Raw genomic sequence first — 20031 nt, 5'->3', positions numbered from 1 at the left:
GAGGCTGTCGCACGGCGGGCACCGCTGCGGGCGGAACGGGTCGAGGACTGTGCTGGGGACCGTCGTGCGCTCACGGCAACTCCCTCACGAACGCGGCACCCGCGTTCGGTGCTCGGTGGGCCAGGCACTACCCTGCGGGTCGGTGTTCGTCGACGCTGATGGCTTCAGCGTCGGAACACACGGCCACAAGGGCCGGGTGCCGGCCCCCGCGTGCGCGTAGACGTCACGACCAGGGCCTCCCTGGACGAGTCGATCGGGTCGACCCGTCACTGGCAAGCTACCTGCGGCCACCGTCAATCGGCATGAAGCCACACAGGTGATTTGGTTAATTGTCACCGCAACGCTACGTACTGCACACATAGCGCCACCGCCACCAGCCAAAATGTCCCTATTGTCGCTTTTCGGTCACGCTGGGTGCATACCGCAGCCAGTCCCGCGGCCCCGGGTACCGCACCCGCACCGAAGCCACCCCCGCCGCCCAAGCCAGGTGCTCCGCCAGCTCCGCGGCCACCCACCCCCGCTCCGCCACCGAGCTCGCGAACGCCCCGTGCAAAGCGTCCCCCGCCCCCAGCGTGTCCCGCACCGGCACCCGCGGCACGGCCACCTCACCGGTCCCCAGCCCCCGGTCCCAGTAGACGATCGGCTCCCCGCCCGCGGTCATCGCCCCGGTCCGCACGATCCCCCGCAACGCCGCCAGCGTGTCGGTCCGACCGTCCTGACCAGGGAGTCGGTAGTCCCCGGAGCAGATCACCACATCGGCGGCGGCGAGCAGCTCATCATGGTGCGGCCGGTACCGCCCCGCGTCGAAGACCACCGGCGCACTGGCCCGGACGGCGGCCCTGGCCAGGTCCGGATGGTGGCCGTCGATGAGCACAACGTCGGCCGCGGCGAGCAACTCGGACAGGTCCGCCGGCGGTGTCGCGGACACCCCACCCGCGTCGGTGGACACGATGTTCCGGTCCCCGGTCCGCTCATGCACGGTGATCGCGGAGACCGCGGGCGGCAGCTGCCGGTCGGGCGTGCAGTCACGCACGGTTATACCGAAACCAGTCAGTTCCTGGTGGATGAGACGTGCCAACGGGTGATCTCCGAGTGCGGTCAGGAGAGTGACGGCGGATCCGGTGGCGGCAGCGGTAACCGCGGCGTTACATGCGGGACCACCAGCGGCGACGTCTTGACGGGTCGCGGTGACCTTGCGGTTGGGGGCGGGGAAGTCGGGGACGCGGTGCAGGACGTCGAGGGTCGCCAGCCCAACACACAGCACCCGCCCTGGAATGTGACCGGTCATCTCACCGTGCTTTCTGGTTGTGGGGTGGCGGTCATCGGCAGTCTCGCTTGCCTTGCCGGTGATCGACACAGCGCCACTGGCACCGCCCGACCGGCCAGCCACTCAGCCAGCCAGGCCGCCAGGCAATGTGACCGGTCGTCTTGGGTCTGCGCTAAATATGACCGGTCGTCTTTAAGAAGCAGCGAATGTGACCGGTCGTCTCAGGCAACCGGCGAATGTGACCGGTCGTCTTAAAGGCCCGGGCGCGGCTTCGCCCGGATTCGCTCCCGCCCAGGATTCGCCCTACCTCTAAGACGACCGGTCACATTGAGCCTGGGCCAGCGAACCGAACCGGAGCGCTCACCTGACCCTCGGCACCGCCGGGATGTCCGCCGCGATCTCCGCCCGCACCCCAGCCGGAATCAACGGCTCATCCAGCAACCGCCGATACCGCTCCGCCACCGTCTCCCCCGAAGGCCGCGCGTTCAACCACGTCCGCAGCAGCCGGTACCCCTCCACATACGTCGTCGTATACGCCCGCCACAGCGGATCCGACAGGAACCGGATCATCTGCCGGGCACGCGCGTCCGTGCACAGCAGCCAGCGGCGCAGGAACATGGCTACCTCGTCCACGTCGGCGCCCCGGTCGTGCAGCATGAGGGCGGCGTCTTGGCGGACCGTGGCGAGTTTGTCCAGGGCGCCTTCGAGGCGTTCCTGTTGTTCGCCTTCCATGCGCAGGCCCAGGTCGGCGACGATCTCCTGGGTCCAGGTGCCCCAGCCGGAGCCGATGACGGCGTGCAGGCCCAGGTCGGCGAGGCCTTCGGCCATCAGGCATTGCGGGGTGTTGACCAGGAAGATCGTTTGTTCGGACTGACCGAGGGTGCCGACCAGGCCCGCTTCCTTGCGGCAGTGTTCGGTGTGGTGGCCGGGGTAGGACTCGTGGGCGACCAGGTGCGGGAGGTTGGCCATGCGGTGGCCCAAATCGGCGTTGATGGCGACCTTGGAGTGGTAGTCGCCGAGGTAGTAGTTGAAGCCGCTCCACGGTTTGTCCGCGACGATCTCGTAGTCCACCACCTCCTGCTCCGGCAGGCCGAAGGTGGTGCGGACCTCGTCGCGCAGCGCGCTGGAGAGGGCGTGCACCGCGGGTTCCAGCTTGTCCGGGGGGACCAGGTCGCGAGCGCGGAAGGTGCTCAGGCGGGTTTCCAGCGAGCCCTCGCCGGGCAGCAGGTCCGACAGCTCGGCGTGCGCGGCGCGGTAGTCGTCCTGTTCGCCGGGGGTGATCCGGACCTGGAAGTAGGCCTCGACCTCCTCGACGAAGGAGACCGCTTCCCCGGCGAGCTTGCGGCCGGAGCACTCCAGCGCGACCAGGTGCGCGTCCAGGAAGGCGACGCGTTCCGGTTCGAGGTTGATCCCGGCCAGCTCGGCGCGCAGCTCCCTGGCCCTGGCGGCCAGTGCCGCGGGGTCGGGGCGGGCTTCGGCGAGCACCTGCCGCCGCAGCGCGGGATCGCCGGTGTAGGCGTCGACGAAACCGTCGACCAGGCGGTCGAACCGCAGGCCGAGCAACAGGTACTCGCGTACGAGCTGATGTCCCTCCACCGCGCGGACCCTACGCCAGCGGTCCGGGACTACGAGCCGAAACGCCGGTGCCGGGCGGCGTAGGCACGCAGCGCGCGCAGGAAGTCGATGCGGCGGAACTCCGGCCAATAGGCCTCGCAGAACCAGAACTCCGAGTGCGCGGACTGCCAGAGCAGGAAGCCGGAGAGGCGCTGTTCGCCGGAGGTGCGGATGAGCAGGTCCGGGTCGGGCTGACCAGAGGTGTACAGGTGCTCGGCGATGTGGTCGACGTCGAGGACCTCGGCCAGCTCCTCGATGGTGGTGCCGGCCTCGGCGTGCTGGAGCAGCAGTTTGCGCACCGCGTCGGCGATCTCCCTGCGGCCGCCGTAGCCGACCGCGACGTTGACCTCCATGCCGTCGCGGTCCCTGGTGCGCAGCGCCGCCGCGGACAGCCGCGCCGCGGTCTCGGTGGGCAGCAGGTCCAGCGCGCCCACGATGCGCACCCGCAGGCCGGTGCCGGGCTCGGTGAGCTCGTCCACCACGCCGGCGATGATGTCCAGCAGCGGGTTCAGCTCCTCCGGCGGCCGGTCCAGGTTGTCAGTGGAGAGCAGCCACAGGGTGACCACCTCGACGCCGACCTCACGGCACCAGCCGAGCATCTGCTCGATCTTCTGCGCGCCGATCCGGTGCCCGTCGTTGACGTCGACGAGCCCGGCTTCCTTGGCCCATCTGCGGTTTCCGTCCAGGATCACGCCGACGTGGCGGGGATGCTCCACCCCGATCAGGCCACGGCGCAGCCGCCACTCGTAACCGATTTCGAGCAGATCGCGTACTCGCTGACGTACACCCACGTCCGCGCAGCGTACGCCGATACCCAGGCACACTGTTCGTGTGCACCCCCAGTGGCAGGACCCCGAGGTGATCGCACGGCTCGTGCGCACCGCCCGCACCGTGGCCGTGGTCGGCGTCAGCGCCCGGCCGGACCGGCCGAGCCATCAGATCGCGCAGTACCTGCACCAGCAGGGCTTCCGGGTGTTCCCGGTGAACCCGGCGCTACGCGAGTTCCGCGGCATGCCGGTCTACCCGGACCTGGCCTCGGTGCCGGAGCACATCGACATCGTGGACGTCTTCCGCCGCGCCGAGTCGGTCCCGCCGGTGGCGGAGCAGGCCATCGAGGTCGGCGCGGGCGCGCTGTGGCTCCAGCTCGGCATCGTCGAGGAGGAGTCCTGTCAGAAGGCGGCCGCGGCCGGGCTGGACGTGGTGGCGGACCGGTGCATCCTCGTCGACCACCGCAACCTCACCGGCTGAAGTGATGTGCAGCTGACCACAACATAACCAGTGCGTAACCTACGGTGCCGTAACCTTGACAGGTGTCATCCGCGACCCTTCCCACACCCCCGGACCAGATCGTCAAGCCGCGGATGCGCGGCTGGATCCACCTGTGGTCCTTCTTCGTCTCGCTGGTCGCGGGCGGAACGCTGATCGCGGTGGCCGCCGGCTCGGTCTCCGCGCGGGCGGCCCTGGCCACCTCGATCTACACCGTGACCATCCTCGGCCTGTTCGGCATCAGCGCGCTGTACCACCGGCGCACCTGGGTGACCGAGGGCGCGCTGCGCTGGATGCGCCGCCTGGACCACTCGATGATCTTCCTGTTCATCGCGGGCACCTACACCCCGTTCTGCCTGCTGGCCATGGACCCCGGCCTGGGCAGCGTGGTCCTGGCCGTGGTCTGGGGCGGCGCGCTGGCCGGGGTGACGCTGAAGCTGGCCTGGCCGGAGGCCCCGCGCTGGCTGGGCGTGCCGATCTACATCGCGCTGGGCTGGGTGGCCGTCTTCGTGCTGCCCGAGCTGGGTTCCCGCGGCGGGATCACGGCACTGGTGCTGCTGCTGGTCGGCGGCCTGTTCTACACCGTCGGCGGCATCATGTACGGCACCCGCTGGCCCAACCCGTGGCCGAAGGTCTTCGGCTTCCACGAGTTCTTCCACGCGGCCACCGCGCTGGCCGCGGTCTGCCATTACATCGCGGTCTGGCTGGTGCTCTTCCCGTAGCGACTTGCCGGGGTGCGGGCGCCCGCCGCCTGCCCGCACCCCGGCAGCCCCGCAGTGTGCCCTTCCGTAACCGTAGGTAGACCCGGCGGGGACCTCGTTGCGACATCCCGCCTGGGACGATGGGCAGGTGGAAATCACGAGAGTAGTTCTCGGCCTCGTCGTCGCACTGTGGTTACCGCTGAGCCTGCCGGACCGCGGCCTTCGCCACAGTCCGGTATTCCGAATTCTGTGGACTGTCTTGTATTCTGCCTATGTTCTCATTCCACTCGCCGGAAGCTGGCGCGGTTGGGTGTTGTGGACGGCCACAATTCTCGCAAGCATCCTTCACTTAACGGCAGATCGAAAAAAGATCGGCAACAACGCAACAAAGTTCGCAAAGGACACCTGGAGGCGAGCAGTAGCGACGGCTGCCATTCTGATCGCAGCTGTCCTATTCGTGCTCCTGATCGCACAGGGCTGGAACACGTTGGCCAAAGTCGGCGAAATACTCACCAGCGACCGAGCAGCATTGGTGGCCTCTGGACTGCTCGCTGCAGTGTTCTGCGGGAACGACCTGGTATTGCTCCTCGTCAAGACCTTCATCGGCCTGCCCGAGAAAGACAAGACAGCACCACTGGAACAGGCACTTACCAGCGAATATATCGGCTGGCTCGAACGAGCGATCGTGTTTGCTTTCATCGTTGGCGGTCAGCCGAGCGCGGCTGCCCTGGCCATCACCGCCAAATCACTCGCGCGCATTCCAGACCCGAAGGCTCACGAGAAGAACTTCATCGAGTATTTTCTAATCGGAACACTCTCGAGCCTGCTTGTCGCCCTGAGCATTGCTGTTACAGTGAGGATCGCACTCGGCCTGCCCGCACTGTAAGGATCTAGATGCCCGATCCGCTGGACCACCCGTTTTTTTCGGAGCTGAAATCCTTCGGGTTCCCGGTCAGTGATTACGCGCTGGCCGGGAGCGCACCGTTGTACGCGCTCGGTCTCATCGACGACCCGTCTGACCTGGACGTCGTCGCCCGCGGAAAAGCCTGGGCGATGGCCATCGCGGCAGGCACGCCGGAACCCGCGCCCTTCGGTGACGTCAAGCGGGTCCAACTCGCCGGTGGCCATGTCGAAGTACTCAACGGGTGGTTCCCCACAATCTGGAGCACCGATGAAATCATCGACACGGCCACCACCGTGGGCGGGTTCCGGTTCGTGCGTCTGGAGATCATCAGGCAGTCGAAACTACTGCTGCGCAGACCGCGCGACCTGAAGCACCTTCAGCTGCTCAACAACTATCTCCGCCGCTGACTGGATCCGCGACTACAGCCCCGGCCCCTTGGCCCGCAGCTCGTCGACCTTGGTCATCGCCTCGCGCAGCTCGCCGAGCCACTCGTCGGCGTGCTTGCCCACCAGTCGCACCGCCCAGGCCAGCGCCTCCGAGCGGGAACGGGCCACGCCCGCGTCCACCAGGGTGTCCAGCACCAGGCGTTCCGGCTGGCGGAGGCGGGTCATCACCGGGACGGACAGCCGGGTGAAGCGTTCCTCGGTGCCGCCGAGGCGGGCCGCCCAGGCGACCTTGCGGCCGTAGCGGTGCTCGGCCTGGCGGGCGATGTCGATGCGTTCCGCGCGGGTCTGCTCGCGCCAGCGGGCGATCCGGCCGGCTTCGGCCGCGGCGCGTTCGGCCTCGTCCGGGTAGTCGCCGTCCAGGGGCTGTAGCTCGCCGAGGATGGTGATCTCCTCGCGGTCCACGATGACCTCGGGCGGGCCGGTGAACCAGCCGTCCGGCAGCCTGCCCGCGAACCAGCCCGCCGCTTCCTTGCCGCTGTGTCGATGCCCCATGGCTTTCTCCTCTTGTCCTCGTTGCACTGATTACATGCTTACACCTCTTCCAACTCATTCGGCGAGTACTTCGTTTCGCGGTCGCGTTCGCCCGTGGAGAACAGTGAAGATGGGGCCATGGGGTCCGACTGGTCTTGGCAGCTGCACTTCGCCACGCCGCTGACCGCCGCGCGGGCCGACGAGCTGCTGGCCGTGCTGGCGGCCGGGGGCTGGCGGCTGGGGCCGCGGCTGGCCATCAGCCGCAAGGAGCTGCTGGACGGGCTGGCCATCGGCCGCTGGGACGTGCCGCTGTGGTCAGCCGAGGAGACCGACCTGCTGCTGAGCACCACCCCGGACTCGGTCTGCCTGACCCTGGACGCCGCGCACACCTGGCGCGAGCCCCGGCCCGAGGCCGACGGCTACCGGCTGCTGCACCGGGGGCTGACCGAGCTGTGGGTGCACCTGGCCGAGCGGTTCGACGCGGTGTTCGGGCGGGTGGAGGACGAGCTGTCCTGGGACCGGGTGTCCGGGCTGCTCACCGAGTCCCAGCCCGACGGCGTGCCCGCGCCGGGGCAGTGGCCGGACTGGCTGGGCTGGTGGACCTACTTCAACGCCGAGCGCGCCGACATGCTGCCCAACCCGCCGGCCGGGCTGCGGCTGACCCCGCGCGGCGCGGTGCTGGCGCTGCTGGACGATCCGGCCGCGGTGGACCCGGCCGAGTTCCAACGCATTCACCAGGGAATGCTGGCCAGCTGAGAAAACTTTTGCTCGTCGGTCCGGTGACGTAGTCTCTCCTTTCTCGACTGTCGGGAAAGGACACCGGATGGCATCTCCCGATTCCGGGGCCACCATGCGGATCAGCCCGGAAAGCGCGGCCGCGCTCAGCACGCGCCTCCGCTCGCTGCTCGACCGGCTCGAATCGCTGCGCAGCAGGGGGCTGCACGCGGCCAGGCTGACCCCACCGGCGAAAGACCCGGTCAGCGGCTTGGCCATGGCCAGGTACCGCGATCTGGTGGACCGGGGACCCGGTTCCTTCCTGGCCGAGATGGATCAGGCGATCATCGAACTGCGCAGGCAGCTCAGCGCCGCCGAGAACATGGCAACCGATTACCGATCAGTGGAGCGTGACAATTCGCACGCTCCGGGTTTACCGGGCGACAAATAAGCGGATCGTAGGGGCAGGGGGAATCTTGAATACCTGGAACGAGGGACTTTTCTGGTGGGCTGAGGCGCCCATCGCGCGCATCTGCGCCGATGTGCACACCGGCCCTGGCGCAGGCCCGCTGTACCAGGCCGCCGAGCACTGGCAGCGGATCTGGGCCGAGCTGGACGAGCTGCGCACCGACTACCACCGCAGCTTCGCCGAGTTCGCCCGGCACAACACCGACCGGGGCGCGGTGGTGGCCACCGAGGTCGCCCACGCCGCCAGCGCGCTGCTGGTCGACGCGCAGGCGCAGGCCGCCGCGGCCAGGGAGCTGCTCGCCACCGTGGCCGGGGAGTTCGACCTGGTGCGGGCCAGCGTGCCCGCCCAGTTGCCACCACCGCCCGCGCACAGCACCGGGTTCCTGGACACCACCGGCGCGGCCTGGCTGCACACGCCGGACCTGCACGGCGCGGAGACCCAGCTCCGGCAGGTCACCGACCGGGCGCGGGACGTGCTGGGCGGGTACGAGCGGGCGGTGCTGTTCGGGCTGCCCAACCGACCGGTCGACCGAGCGGAACCACCGGCGGTCCGGCCCGCGGTGCGGGTGCGCGCGGCCGAGGCGGAGACCGAGCCGCTGCCGCTGCCGGCGAACTTCGGGCCGACCGGCGCGCTGCCCGCCGCGCCCGCGCCGGTCCCGGTCCCGCCGCCCGCGCTGCCGCCGCCGCGGTGGGACGAACCGGAGCAGGGCTACCTGCGGCACGTCGCGGCGGATCCGGACGACCCGTTCAGCTCCGACCTGACCGTGGCGCCCCCGGTGATCGGCGAGTAGGCGGCGATGTCGAACTTGTGCCGAGAACCGTTGTCCCGCTTGGGTTTCAGCACGCTGTGGCAGGCCGTGCACGGGGACCGGCCGCAGCCGGTGGTGCTGGACCTGGCGCCGGAGACCGGCGACTACCCCGACCGGGCCGCCAGTCTGCGGCGGGGGCTGGCGGAGTTGTCCGCCAAGGGATACCGGGACCAGCGGCGGATCGCCGAGGACGTGCTGGCGCTGGTCCGGCTGTTGGCCGAGCACAGCCGGTCGCTGGACCTGCGGCTGGTCGGCCGGGGCGGCTGGGTGCGCGCGCTGGCCGCGGCGGGCGGGGCGGAACAGGCCGGGCTGGCGGTGCTCTCCCCCGAGGGGCTGACCCTGCGGCCGGTGCGGGACACCGGGCTGGCCGCGGCGCTGGTGGCCGAGCTGCCGGAGCACCCGCGCGGCACGCTGCGCCAGCTGTCCGTGCCCACCGCGCAGCTGCGCGCGGTCACCGTGGGCAGCCCCGATCCCTGGGAGCGGCCGCTGTCCAAGGCGGACCGGGGCGTGCTGGCACCGCTGGTGGCCGATCCGGTGGTGCGCCGGGCGCAGATCGGCGGCACGGTGCGGGAGCGCTGGGGCACGCCGCGGCGGCTCGAACGGCAACTGCTGGTCAACGACGGGCAGCGGCACGGCCGGCACCTGGTCTACGCCACCGGCACGCACACCACGCTGGTCAGGGCCGATGCCAGGCTGCTGGTGCGCAGCGCGGGGGAACTGCTGGACCGGCGATGAGCGGGCGGCGCTGGCGCGGGGAGCGGTTGCCGCTGGCGGTGCTCGGCGTGGCCTTCCTGCCGCTGGCCGGCACGGTGGCCTGGCTGCTGGCCAGCGGCCAGGAGATCGGCCAGAGCGCGATGCTGGCGGGCACGGCGCTGGTCAGCGCGGTGCTGGCCGGGTACACCGCGTGGCTGGCCGACCGGCGCAGGCGGGTGGAGGAGGAACGCGGGCAGCTGGAGCGGGAGAAGGCGGAGACCGAGCGGCAGCGGCAGGCGCTGGAGCTCCAGCGGCACGAGCTGGACCAGCTCAAGCACGAGCGCGACCTGCAGCGGGTGGCCGACGAGGGCTTCGTGGGCACCGTGGAGCTGCTGGGCCACGCGGCCGCGCAGGTGCGGGTCGGCGCGCTGTACGCGCTGGCCGGGATCGCCGCGGCGCGACCGGCCATGGCGCAGCAGGTCATCGACATCGTGTGCGTCTTCCTCCGGCAGGCGATCCCAGCGCAGGAGCCGGGGGCGCGGCACCTGCGCAGGGAAGCGCAGAAGGTGCTGGACCGGGTGTTGCGGGCGCACCAGGGCAAGCCGGTGCTGCTGGACCTGTCCGACACCACGCTGCACGGGCTGGCGCTGACCGAGGTGACGCTGGCCGGCCTGGACCTCAGCGGCGCGTTGCTGGAGGGGCCGTGCACGCTGCGCGGGGTGCGGGTGCTGGGCAGGCTGGTCCTCAGCGACGCGGTCTTCCACGGGCCCGCGCACTTCGAGCGAGCCGGCATGGGCGAGCTGGCCGCGGACCGCACCCGGTTCCGGCAGACCGCGGGCTTCGCCGCGATCGTGGTGCGGGACAAGGTGAAGCTCGCCCAGGCCAGGTTCGAGCGGGCCGCCGAGTTCGGCCAGGCGACCTTCGGCGGGGCGGTGCACTGCATGGCCGTCTTCGCCGACCGGGCCGACTTCGCCGGCTGCCGGTTCGGCGGGCTGGTCAGCCTGACCGGCTCGCGGTTCGCCAGCCCGCCGGACTTCGGCGGCGCCACCTTCGCGGTGCCGCCGAGGCTGGACGAGGGGCCGGGCGGCTCAGGGCTGGACGGCGCGGCGGATGGCGCTGGTCAGCTCCACCACTGAGGTGACCGGGCGCTCGCACACGTAGCCGCGGCAGACGTACCCGGCCGCGGTGCCGTTGACCAGTGGGCGGCCGGTGAGCAGCGGGACGCCGGGTTCGTCCGGCTCGCCGCCGATGAGCACCGCGCCGGCAGGCAGGGCGGCGCGGGCGGCGGCCAGCAGTTCCCAGCGGCGGTTGTCCGCGCCGGAGCTGACCACGGCGACCTGCACCGGGCCGTGCTGGGCGGCCTCGGCCACGGCCAGCCACCAGCCGGCGAACCGGGGTGCGCGGGCGGCCAGCACGCCGGCCCGGCTCAGCGCGCTCTCCGCGGCCACCCGGTAGGTGCCGGCGCGGTCCGAGCCGGTCAGCACGGAGGCGGTGAGCAGGGCACCGGCCAGGGCGGCGGCGCCGCTGGGGGTGGCGTTGTCGGAGATGTCGCTGGGGCGGCGGACCAGTTTTTCCGCGTCGGCGGCGGTGTCGAAGAAGACGCCGGGGTGGTCCGGGTCGGCGAACTGGGCCAGTGCGGTGTCCAGCAGGCCGGTGGCGTGCGCCAGCCAGCTGGGCTGGCCGGTGACCTGGTGCAGCACCAGGAACGCCTCGGCGGTGTTGGCGTAGTCCTCCAGCACGCCGGCCGCCTCGCCCACCGCGCCCTCGCGGGAACCGCGGCGCAGCCTGCCGTCCACCAGGTGCGTGCCCAGCAGCAGGTCGGCCGCGAACACCGCCGCGTCGATCCACTGTGGACGGTCGAAGTAGGCGCCGCCCTCGGCCAGCGCGGCGATGGCCAGCGCGTTCCAGGCGGTGATCACCTTGTCGTCGCGGCCGGGCTGCGGGCGGGTGGCGCGGGACTCACGGAGAGCGGCGCGCACCCGCTGCCAGCGGGCCGGGTCGTCCGGATCGGCGAGCAGCTGGAGGGTGGACATGCCGTCCTCGAAGGTGCCGCTTTGTGTCACCTGCAACAGGTTCGCCGCCCAGGCACCGTCCTCGGCGCCGAGCACCTCGGTCAGCTGGGCCGGGGTCCAGGCGTAGGTCAGGCCCTCCACGCCGTTGGTGTCGGCGTCCAGCGAGGAGGCGAAGCCGCCCTGCACCGTGTGCAGGTCGGTGAGCAGGAACTCCGCGGTCTCCACCGCTACCCGCCTGGCCTGCGCGGAACCGGTGCGGCGGGCCAGGTGGGTGTAGACGCGCAGCAACAACGCGTTGTCGTACAACATCTTCTCGAAGTGCGGCACCACCCAGGCGGCGTCCACGCTGTAGCGGGCGAAGCCGCCGCCGAGCTGGTCGTACAGGCCGCCGCGGGCCATCGCCTCGCAGGTGCGCTCGGCCAGCGAGAGCGCCTCGGTCGAGCCGGTGCGCTCGTGGTGACGGAGCAGGAACTCCAGCACCATCGACGGCGGGAACTTCGGCGCGCCACCGAACCCGGCGTGCGTGTCGTCGAACTCCTGGGCCAGCGCGGTCACCGCGTGCGCCAGCACATCACCGTCCACAGTGGACTGTGGCAGTGGCCGGGCGGCCTCGGTCAGCTGGGCCACCACCGAGCGGGCCGCCTCGCGCACCTCCTCGCCGCGCTCGGTCCAGGCCTCCACCACCGCGGCCAGCAGCTGCTGGAAGGACGGGTAGCCGGGGCGCGGCTGCGGCGGGTAGTAGGTGCCGCAGTGGAACGGCTCGCCCTCGGGGGTCAGGAAGCAGGTCATCGGCCAGCCGCCGTGGCCGGTCATGGCCTGGGTGGCCTCCATGTAGACCGCGTCCACGTCCGGCCGCTCCTCGCGGTCGACCTTGACGTTGACGAACCCGGCGTTCATCAGCTCGGCGACCACCGGGTTCTCGAAGGACTCGTGCGCCATCACGTGGCACCAGTGGCAGGCGGCGTAGCCGACTGACAGCAGCACCGGCACGTTCCGGCGGCGGGCCTCGGCGAACGCCTCCTCGCACCACGGCCACCAGTCCACCGGGTTGTCGGCGTGCTGGAGCAGGTACGGGCTGGTCGCCGCGGCCAGGCGGTTCGGCATGGGTGCGTCTCCCGAGCGTTGGTGGCGAGGTCAGTGCGGTTGGTGCAGGTGCAGGGCGAGCCAGAGCTCGGCGCGAACACCTGGCGAGTCCAGGTCCTTGTCCAGCAGGTCGGCCACCTTACGCATGCGGTTGCGCAGGGTGTGCCGGTGGACACCAAGCTGTTGCGCGGCCGGGTCCCACTGTCCATGGTGGCTCAGCCATACCCGCAGGGAGGTCAGCAAATCCCCGCGTCCGGTGGCATCGTGCGTGTTCAGCGGACTGAGCAGGGCCGAGGCGAAGGCGGTGCCCCGGCGGCCGTCGACCAGTGCGAGCAGGCCGGACCCTGCCAGGTCGGCGAAATCCAGCACCGGCCGGTCCTGGCGGCGGGCCGCGTCCACCGCGGCCAGCGCCTGCCGGTGTCCCTCGGCGACCTCGGTCACCGGCCCGGACACACCCAGCCGGACCCCGGCCAGGCGGCCGGGCAGGGCGCGGCACCAGGCCAGCAGCTCGCCCTCGGCGGCCAGCACCACCACCCGGTCGTTGACCTCGGCGAAGAAGCAGGGCTCGGCCACGCCCTGGGCGGCGAGCAGGTCCATCGCGGCCGCGCGGGCCGGGGCCGGACCGGTCAGCGCCAGCACCCGCAGCGGCGGCGCGGGCAGCGCGCCCCACAGCGGCCGGACCACCTCCGCGACCAGCTCCCGCTGCCCGGCCGCGAGCAGCGTGAACAGACCGGCGCGCAACCGCCGGGCGGCCGCGTCCAGGCCGCCGGTCTGCTCCAGGGCCAGCGCGAGCAGCGAGGCGGCCGCGCCGAGCAGGTGGTGCTCGGCCGGGGTCCACGCCCGCGCGCTGCCCAGCAGCAGGAACGCCCTGGTGCGACGGCCCGCGCCGAGGGCCTGCGCGGTGATCCACTCGCCGGGGGCCTGCGCGGTGACCGCGGCCGGTGGCCGGGCCGCGCGCAGCCGGTCCAGCAGCCCGGCCGCCTCGGCGACCCGGCCCCTGGCACTGGCCGGGGCGGCCCGCAGCGACTCGCCGGCCACGTCCAGCAGCACCACCCAGGCGTCCAGCTCGCGGGCCAGCCGCCGCAGCACCGCGCCCAGCCCGTCCACCCCGGTGACCGCGCCGGCCAGGGCTTGCAGCGCCCCGCTCATCCGGGTGGCCTCGGCGTAGGAGTCGGCCGCGACCGCCCGGCTGACCGCCTTGGTGACCGCGATGAACGGGGTGTCCCGGGGCACCTCCAGCAGCGGGAAGTCCCTGGCCCGCGCGGCTTTCACCAGCTCTGCAGGCACCCGCTGGTGGCTCAGCCCGGTGCCGAAGGCCAGCCCGGCGGCACCGGCGGCGGCCAGCCGGTCCAGGTAGGCCCGCCAGGCAGGCCGGGCCAGCCCGGTGGTCAGCAGCAGCTCGCCGCCCTCCAGGAACGGCGTCGGGTCGGCCAGCTCGCTGACGTGTGCCCACGGCAGCGGCCGCTCCAGCTCCCGGGCACCGGCCAGCAGCCGGAGGCCCAGCTCGGGCAGCTCCAGCAGCGCGCGCACGGTCAGCGGCACCCGTACCTCGACAAAGTGGTGTGGTGAGAACTCCAAACTAGCCACTTCGTCGACTTCCCGCCCGGTGTGGCCGCGCCCACACTCGGCCCATGGCCACCCTCGCGCGCACGCTCCAGCAGCGGCACCTGTCGATGATCGCGATCGCCGGGGTGATCGGCGCCGGGTTGTTCGTCGGCTCCGGCGCGGCCATCGCCAAGGCCGGTCCCGGCGTGCTGGTCTCCTACGCGGTGGCCGGGCTGCTGGTCGTGCTGGTGATGCGGATGCTGGGCGAACTGGCCGTGGCCAACCCGGAGACCGGCTCCTTCTCCAGCTACGCCGACCGCGCGATCGGCCGCTGGGCCGGGTTCTCCATCGGCTGGCTGTACTGGTGGTTCTGGGTGGTCACCGTCGGCATCGAGGCCACCGCCGGGGCCGCGATCGCGCACCGCTGGCTGCCGGTCCTGCCGCAGTGGGCCTGGGCGCTGGCGCTGATGGTGCTGCTCACCGCGACCAACCTGTTCTCGGTGCGCTCCTACGGCGAGTTCGAGTTCTGGTTCGCCTCCATCAAGGTCGCCGCGATCACGGTGTTCCTGCTGCTGGGCGTCGCCGCCATCGCGGGCACGCTGCCCGGGGTGACCGCGCCCGGCACGGACAACCTGCTCGGCCACGGCGGGTTCTTCCCGAACGGGGCCGCGCCGGTGTTCTCCGCGATGCTGGTGGTGGTGTTCTCCTTCTTCGGCGCGGAGATCGCCACCGTGGCGGCCGGTGAGTCGGCCGACCCGCAGCGGGCGGTGCGGATCGCGGTGCGCTCGACGGTGTGGCGGATCCTGGTGTTCTACCTGGGTTCCATCGCGGTGGTGGTCACCTTGCTGCCCTACGACGACGCCAGCGTGGCCACCAGCCCGTACGTCGCGGTGCTGCAACGGATCGGACTGCCGGCCGCGGCCGCCGTGATGGACGTGGTGGTGCTGACCTCGGTGCTGTCCTGCCTCAACTCCGGCCTCTACACCGCCTCCCGGATGGCCTTCTCGCTGTCCGGTCGCGGCGACGCGCCGAAGTCCTGGCAGCGCCTGAGCGCCAGCGGCTCGCCGCGCACCGCGGTGCTGGTCTCCACCGTGTTCGGCTTCGGCACCGTGGTGCTCAACTACTTCGCGCCGCAGGACGTGTTCACCTTCCTGGTCAACTCCTCCGGCGCGATCGCGATCCTGGTCTGGCTGGTGATCGCGGTGTCGCACCTGCGGATCCGGCAGTCCCGCGCGGTGCTGACCTGGCTGAGCATCGTGGCCATGGTGGTGCTGCTGGCAGGCATGCTGTTCGACTCCGGCACCCGCCCGCAGCTGCTGGTCAGCCTCGGCGTCGCCGCCATCGTGCTGGTCGTTTCCCTTCTGCGCCAACGAAACCCGAGGAGCGTCCCGTCATGACCCGACAGGCCGGACCACCGCAGCAGCGCACGCTGGCCACCGCCCTGCCCGGACCCAGGTCCACCGAACTGCTGGCGCGCAAGGAGAACGCGGTCGCCCCCGGCATCGGGGTGACCGTGCCGGCCTTCGCCGCCGAGGCCGGCGGCGGGGTGCTGGTGGACGTGGACGGCAACTCGCTGATCGACCTGGCCTCCGGCATCGCGGTGACCGGGGTGGGCAACGCGGACCCGGTGGTGGTCGCGGCGGTGGCCGAGCAGGCCGCCCGGTTCACCCACACCTGCGTGATGATCAACCCGTACGAGAGCTACGTCGAGGTGTGCGAGCGGCTCAACGAGCTGACCCCCGGCGGCTTTGCCAAGCGCTCGGCGCTGTTCAACTCCGGCGCGGAGGCGGTGGAGAACGCGGTCAAGATCGCCCGCTACGCCACCGGCCGGTCCGCGGTGGTGGTCTTCGACCACGCCTACCACGGCCGCACCAACCTGACCATGGCGCTGACCGCGAAGAACATGCCGTACAAGCAGGGTTTCGGCCCGTTCGCGCCCGAGGTGTACCGGGTGCCGATGTCGTACCCGTTCCGCGACGGCCTCAGCGGCCCGGACGCCGCGGCCAGGGCGATCGAGACGATCGAGGCCCAGGTCGGCGGTCAGAACGTGGCCGCGGTGCTGATCGAGCCGATCCAGGGCGAGGGCGGGTTCGTCGTCCCCGCGCCGGGTTTCCTGCCCGCGCTCTCGGCCTGGTGCGCGGACTCCGGCGCGCTGTTCGTGGCCGATGAGATCCAGACCGGCTTCTGCCGCACCGGCGACTGGTTCGCCGTCGACCACGAGCAGGTGGTGCCCGACCTGGTCGCCACCGCCAAGGGCATCGCGGGCGGCCTGCCACTGGCCGCGGTCACCGGCCGCGCCGAGGTGATGTCCGCGGTGCACCCCGGCGGCCTCGGCGGCACCTACGGCGGCAACCCACTGGCCTGCGCCGCCGCCCTGGCCACCATGGACCGGATGCGCGAGCTGGACCTGGCCGCCGCGGCCCGCCGGATCGAGTCCCTGGCCGGCACCCGGCTGCGCGCGCTGGCCGCCACCACCCCCGCCATCGGCGAGGTCCGTGGCCGGGGCGCGATGCTGGCGATCGAGTTCGTCAGGGACGGCGGCGAGCCGGACGCGGCACTGGCCAAGCGGGTCACCGCGGACTGCCACGCGGCCGGGGTGATCGTGCTCACCTGCGGCACCTACGGCAACGTCATCCGGCTGCTGCCGCCGTTGGTCATCGGCGAGGACCTGCTCGCCGAAGGGCTCGACGTCCTGGAGACCGCGATCCGGGACGCGGGTTCAGAAGGGGCTTAAAGCGGGAGCGGGGAACGGCGCGAGCGGGAATACTCCCCGTTCGTGCTGTTCACCCTGACAACCACGCACCAGCCAGCGACCGACCTCGGCTTCCTGCTGCACAAGCATCCGGGCAAGGTGCAGACCTTCGAGGTCGCCGCGGGGACCGCGCACGTGTTCTACCCACAGGCGGAAGAACATCAGTGCACGGTCGGTCTGCTGCTGGAGCTCGACCCGATCGAGCTGGTGCGGCGGGGACGGGAGAACACCGCGTTCAGCCTTGGCCGCTACGTCAACGACCGGCCGTACGTGGCCTCCTCGATGCTCGCGGTGGCGCTGGGCAAGGTGTTCCGCACCGCGCTGGGCGGGCGTTGCGAGTCGCACCCGGAGCTGGCCGCCACGCCGATCCCGCTGGCCATCCACCTGCCCGCGGTGCCCTGCCACGGACCGGCGGACCTGGTGACGCGGCTGTTCGAGCCGCTGGGCTGGGCGGTGGACGCGCGGCCGATCCCGATGACCGGCTGGGGTGACTCGCCGTACGTGGACCTGCGGCTGACCGGCACGCTGCGGCTGGCCGAGGCGCTCAACCACCTCTACGTGCTGCTGCCGGTGCTGGACAACGCCAAGCACTACTGGGTCTCCGAGGACGAGGTGGAGAAGCTGCTGCGGGCCGGGGACACCTGGCTGGCCGAGCACCCGGAGCGGGACCTGGTGAGCCGCCGCTACCTGCGGCACCACCGGGGACTGGTGACCGCCGCGCTGACCAGGCTGGCCGAGGCCGACGACACCGAACCGGCGGAGCTGGACAACGCGTTGCAGGAGGCGGTGGTGCCCAGCGAGCCGCTCGCGGTGGCCCGCCGGCACACGATCCTGGCGCTGCTCAAGGAGATCGGCGCGCGGCAGGTGGTCGACCTGGGCTGCGGTGGTGGCGCGCTGCTGCGGGAGTTGTTGCGGGACTTGCACTTCACCCGGATCCTCGGGGTGGACGTCTCCGCGCGGGCGCTGGCCGATGCCGAGCGCAGGCTCCAGCTGGACCGGATGTCCGAGCACGTCGCGGACCGGCTCACCCTGCGCCAGTCCGCGCTGACCTATGTGGACGGTGAGCTGCGCGGCTTCGACGCGGCGGTGCTGATGGAGGTCGTCGAGCACGTGGACCCGCCGCGGCTGCCCGCGCTGGCCCGCGCGGTCTTCGGCGGCGCCGCCCCCGGCGCGGTGCTGGTGACCACGCCGAACGTGGAGTACAACGTGCGCTTCCCGGGCCTGCCCGCCGGGCAGTTCCGGCACCCGGACCACCGCTTCGAGTGGACCCGCGCCGAGTTCCGGGCCTGGGCCGAGGAAGTCGCCCAGCGCTACGGCTACGCGGTGGAGTTCCGGCCGGTCGGACCGGATGATCCCGAAGTCGGACCGCCCACCCAGCTCGCGCTGTTCCGCCGCACGGAGGTCGCCCGATGACCGCACTGTCCATTCCGGACAAGTCGCTGGTGCTGCTCGTCGGCGTCTCCGGCTCCGGCAAGTCCAGCTTCGCCGCCAAGCACTTCACGCCGACCCAGGTGCTCTCCAGCGACTTCTTCCGCGGCCTGGTCAGCGATGACGAGAACAACCAGGAGGCCACCGCGGAGGCCTTCGACGCGCTCCAGTACGTGGCGGGCAAACGGCTGGCCGCCGGGCTGCTCACCGTGGTGGACGCGACCAACGTGCAGCAGACCTCGCGCGCCTCGCTGATCGCGCTGGCCAAGCAGCACCACGTGCTGCCGGTGGCGATCGTGCTGGACGTGCCGGAGTCGGTCTGCGTGCAGCGCAACGCGGCCCGCCAGGACCGCCAGTTCGGCGCGGAGGTGATCGCCCGGCAGAAGTCCCAGCTGCGCCGCTCGCAGAAGCACCTCATGCGCGAGGGACTGCGCAAGGTGCACACCCTGCACGGCCAGGAGGAGATCGACGCGGCCACCATCGTGGTGGAGCCGCTGATCAACGACCGCACCGGGCTGACCGGGCCGTTCGACGTGATCGGCGATGTGCACGGCTGCCGGGGCGAGCTGGAGTCGCTGCTCGCCGAGCTGGGCTGGGACCTGGAGTGGGAGAACAAGAAGGCCGTCGGCGCCAGCCACCCGGAGGGCCGGATCGCGGTGTTCGTCGGTGACCTGGTCGACCGCGGCCCGGACACCCCCGGCGTGCTGCGGCTGGTGATGAACATGGTCGAGGCGGGCACCGCGATCTGCGTGTGCGGCAACCACGAGCAGAAGCTGCACCGGGCGCTGACCGGCCGGAAGGTCACCGTCTCGCACGGGCTCGCCGAGTCCCTCGACCAGCTGGCCGGGCAGCCGAAGGAGTTCCGGGATCGGGTGGCGGAGTTCTGCTACGGCCTGGTCTCGCACTACCTGCTCGACGGCGGCAACCTGGTGGTCGCGCACGCCGGGCTGCCGGAACGCTTCCACGGCCGCGCCTCCGGCCGGGTGCGCAGCTTCGCCCTCTACGGCGACACCACCGGCGAGACCGACGAGTACGGGCTGCCGGTGCGCTACCCATGGGCCAACGACTACCGCGGCCGGGCCATGGTGCTCTACGGGCACACGCCCACGCCCGAGGTGGAGTGGATCAACAACACGATGTGCCTGGACACCGGCGCGGTGTTCGGCAACAAGCTGACCGCGCTGCGCTATCCGGAGCGCGAAGTGGTCTCGGTGCCGTCGGAAAAGGTCTGGTACGAGCCGACCAAGCCGCTCGTCCCGCCCGCGCCGCCGGAGCGCGAGGCCGGACTGCTGGAGCTCGCCGACGTGGCGGGCAAGCGGGTGGTGGAGACCGGCGAGCTGCACGGGCGGGTCACGGTGACCGCCGAGCACGCCGCGGCCGCGCTGGAGGTGATGAGCCGGTTCGCGCTGGACCCGCGCTGGCTGCTGTACCTGCCGCCGACCATGGCCCCGGTGAACACCTCGGCCCTGCCGGAGGTGCTGGAGCACCCGGCCGAGGCCTTCGCCGCCTACCGGGCCGACGGGGTGCGCGAGCTGCTGTGCGAGGAGAAGCACATGGGCTCGCGCGCGGTGCTGCTGGTCTGCCGCGACGAGCAGACCGCGTTGAAACGCTTCGGCGTGGCCGGACCGGGCGTGGTGCACACCCGCACCGGGCGGGCGTTCTTCGCCGACGACCGCGGCGAGCAGCTGCTCGCCGGGGTCAGCGAGGCGGTCACCGCGGCCGGGCTGTGGGCCGAGCTGGACACCGACTGGCTGCTGCTGGACGCCGAGCTGCTGCCGTGGAGCGCCAAGGCCGGCGGGCTGATCCGCGAGCAGTACGCCGCGGTCGGCGCGGCCGCCACCGCCGCGCTGCCGACGGC

General features: G+C 71.7%; 19 protein-coding genes. 13 read left to right on the top strand and 6 right to left on the bottom strand.

What is annotated here, in order from left to right; genetic code table 11:
- Positions 1-388: 388 nt before the first annotated feature.
- The 3 genes from ACWDY5_RS37475 to ACWDY5_RS37465 all read right to left on the bottom strand — a co-directional run bounded on the left by ACWDY5_RS37475 (position 389) and on the right by ACWDY5_RS37465 (position 3672).
- Positions 389-1288 (bottom strand): PfkB family carbohydrate kinase, encoded by a 900-nt coding sequence (locus ACWDY5_RS37475; RefSeq protein WP_449726898.1) that lies wholly within the window; start codon positions 1286-1288, stop codon positions 389-391.
- A 339-nt stretch (positions 1289-1627) separates the two neighbouring features.
- Positions 1628-2863 carry a DUF885 domain-containing protein gene (locus ACWDY5_RS37470; RefSeq protein WP_449726877.1) on the bottom strand — a complete coding sequence of 412 codons (1236 nt, stop codon included), beginning with the start codon at positions 2861-2863 and terminating at the stop codon, positions 1628-1630.
- Positions 2864-2892: 29 nt separating this feature from the next.
- A complete protein-coding gene (locus ACWDY5_RS37465; RefSeq protein WP_283661592.1) occupies positions 2893-3672 on the bottom strand; it encodes an isoprenyl transferase in 780 nt (259 codons plus the stop codon).
- A 67-nt stretch (positions 3673-3739) separates the two neighbouring features.
- Between ACWDY5_RS37465 and ACWDY5_RS37460 the strand changes: the two genes are divergently transcribed.
- The 4 genes from ACWDY5_RS37460 to ACWDY5_RS37445 all read left to right on the top strand — a co-directional run bounded on the left by ACWDY5_RS37460 (position 3740) and on the right by ACWDY5_RS37445 (position 6159).
- Positions 3740-4129, top strand: a complete 390-nt coding sequence (locus ACWDY5_RS37460; protein ID WP_449726876.1) for a CoA-binding protein — start codon at positions 3740-3742, stop codon at positions 4127-4129.
- Between the two features lie 62 nt (positions 4130-4191).
- Positions 4192-4869, top strand: coding sequence for a PAQR family membrane homeostasis protein TrhA (gene trhA, locus ACWDY5_RS37455; protein ID WP_449726875.1), 678 nt, complete (start codon positions 4192-4194; stop codon positions 4867-4869).
- A 127-nt stretch (positions 4870-4996) separates the two neighbouring features.
- Positions 4997-5734 (top strand): hypothetical protein, encoded by a 738-nt coding sequence (locus ACWDY5_RS37450; protein WP_449726874.1) that lies wholly within the window; start codon positions 4997-4999, stop codon positions 5732-5734.
- Between the two features lie 8 nt (positions 5735-5742).
- Positions 5743-6159: a hypothetical protein gene (locus tag ACWDY5_RS37445; RefSeq protein ID WP_449726873.1), complete on the top strand. Its 417-nt coding sequence runs from the start codon at positions 5743-5745 to the stop codon at positions 6157-6159.
- Between the two features lie 12 nt (positions 6160-6171).
- Here the strand turns inward: ACWDY5_RS37445 and ACWDY5_RS37440 are convergent, their stop codons facing one another.
- Positions 6172-6690, bottom strand: a complete 519-nt coding sequence (locus tag ACWDY5_RS37440) for a hypothetical protein (protein WP_252481174.1) — start codon at positions 6688-6690, stop codon at positions 6172-6174.
- Between the two features lie 117 nt (positions 6691-6807).
- Between ACWDY5_RS37440 and ACWDY5_RS37435 the strand changes: the two genes are divergently transcribed.
- The 5 genes from ACWDY5_RS37435 to ACWDY5_RS37415 all read left to right on the top strand — a co-directional run bounded on the left by ACWDY5_RS37435 (position 6808) and on the right by ACWDY5_RS37415 (position 10489).
- Positions 6808-7425 (top strand): hypothetical protein, encoded by a 618-nt coding sequence (locus ACWDY5_RS37435; RefSeq protein WP_449726872.1) that lies wholly within the window; start codon positions 6808-6810, stop codon positions 7423-7425.
- A gap of 67 nt (positions 7426-7492) precedes the next feature.
- Positions 7493-7834 (top strand): hypothetical protein, encoded by a 342-nt coding sequence (locus tag ACWDY5_RS37430; protein ID WP_449726871.1) that lies wholly within the window; start codon positions 7493-7495, stop codon positions 7832-7834.
- 25 nt (positions 7835-7859) lie between these two features.
- Positions 7860-8642, top strand: a complete 783-nt coding sequence (locus ACWDY5_RS37425; protein WP_449726870.1) for a hypothetical protein — start codon at positions 7860-7862, stop codon at positions 8640-8642.
- A 39-nt stretch (positions 8643-8681) separates the two neighbouring features.
- Positions 8682-9395, top strand: a complete 714-nt coding sequence (locus tag ACWDY5_RS37420) for an ESX secretion-associated protein EspG (RefSeq protein ID WP_449726869.1) — start codon at positions 8682-8684, stop codon at positions 9393-9395.
- A complete protein-coding gene (locus tag ACWDY5_RS37415) occupies positions 9392-10489 on the top strand; it encodes a pentapeptide repeat-containing protein (RefSeq protein ID WP_449726868.1) in 1098 nt (365 codons plus the stop codon). Before ACWDY5_RS37420 ends, ACWDY5_RS37415 begins: the two co-directional genes overlap by 4 nt.
- On the opposite strand, the gene ACWDY5_RS37410 is transcribed toward ACWDY5_RS37415, so the two are convergent.
- A complete protein-coding gene (locus ACWDY5_RS37410; protein WP_449726867.1) occupies positions 10442-12469 on the bottom strand; it encodes a thioredoxin domain-containing protein in 2028 nt (675 codons plus the stop codon). The genes ACWDY5_RS37415 and ACWDY5_RS37410 overlap by 48 nt on opposite strands.
- A 30-nt stretch (positions 12470-12499) precedes the next feature.
- The gene (locus ACWDY5_RS37405; RefSeq protein WP_449726866.1) at positions 12500-13990 is read right to left on the bottom strand and encodes a PucR family transcriptional regulator; all 1491 of its coding nucleotides are present in this window, start codon (positions 13988-13990) and stop codon (positions 12500-12502) included.
- Between the two features lie 89 nt (positions 13991-14079).
- Between ACWDY5_RS37405 and ACWDY5_RS37400 the strand changes: the two genes are divergently transcribed.
- From ACWDY5_RS37400 to ACWDY5_RS37385, 4 genes are all read left to right on the top strand, one after another.
- On the top strand, positions 14080-15390 hold the full coding sequence (locus tag ACWDY5_RS37400) for an amino acid permease (RefSeq protein ID WP_449726865.1): 1311 nt from the start codon (positions 14080-14082) through the stop codon (positions 15388-15390).
- Complete coding sequence (gabT, locus tag ACWDY5_RS37395; RefSeq protein WP_449726864.1) at positions 15387-16727, top strand: 4-aminobutyrate--2-oxoglutarate transaminase; 1341 nt, start codon at positions 15387-15389, stop codon at positions 16725-16727. The genes ACWDY5_RS37400 and gabT overlap by 4 nt, the downstream gene beginning before the upstream one ends.
- A gap of 42 nt (positions 16728-16769) precedes the next feature.
- Positions 16770-18158, top strand: a complete 1389-nt coding sequence (locus ACWDY5_RS37390; RefSeq protein ID WP_449726863.1) for a 3' terminal RNA ribose 2'-O-methyltransferase Hen1 — start codon at positions 16770-16772, stop codon at positions 18156-18158.
- The coding region (locus ACWDY5_RS37385; RefSeq protein WP_449726862.1) for a polynucleotide kinase-phosphatase at positions 18155-20031 on the top strand (1877 nt) is incomplete at its 3' end. The genes ACWDY5_RS37390 and ACWDY5_RS37385, both read left to right, overlap by 4 nt.

It is taken from the genome of Crossiella sp. NPDC003009, assembly GCF_053591555.1.
The sequence above is the reverse complement of the archived record's forward strand: the minus strand, read 5'-3'. Positions and strand labels throughout refer to the sequence as shown.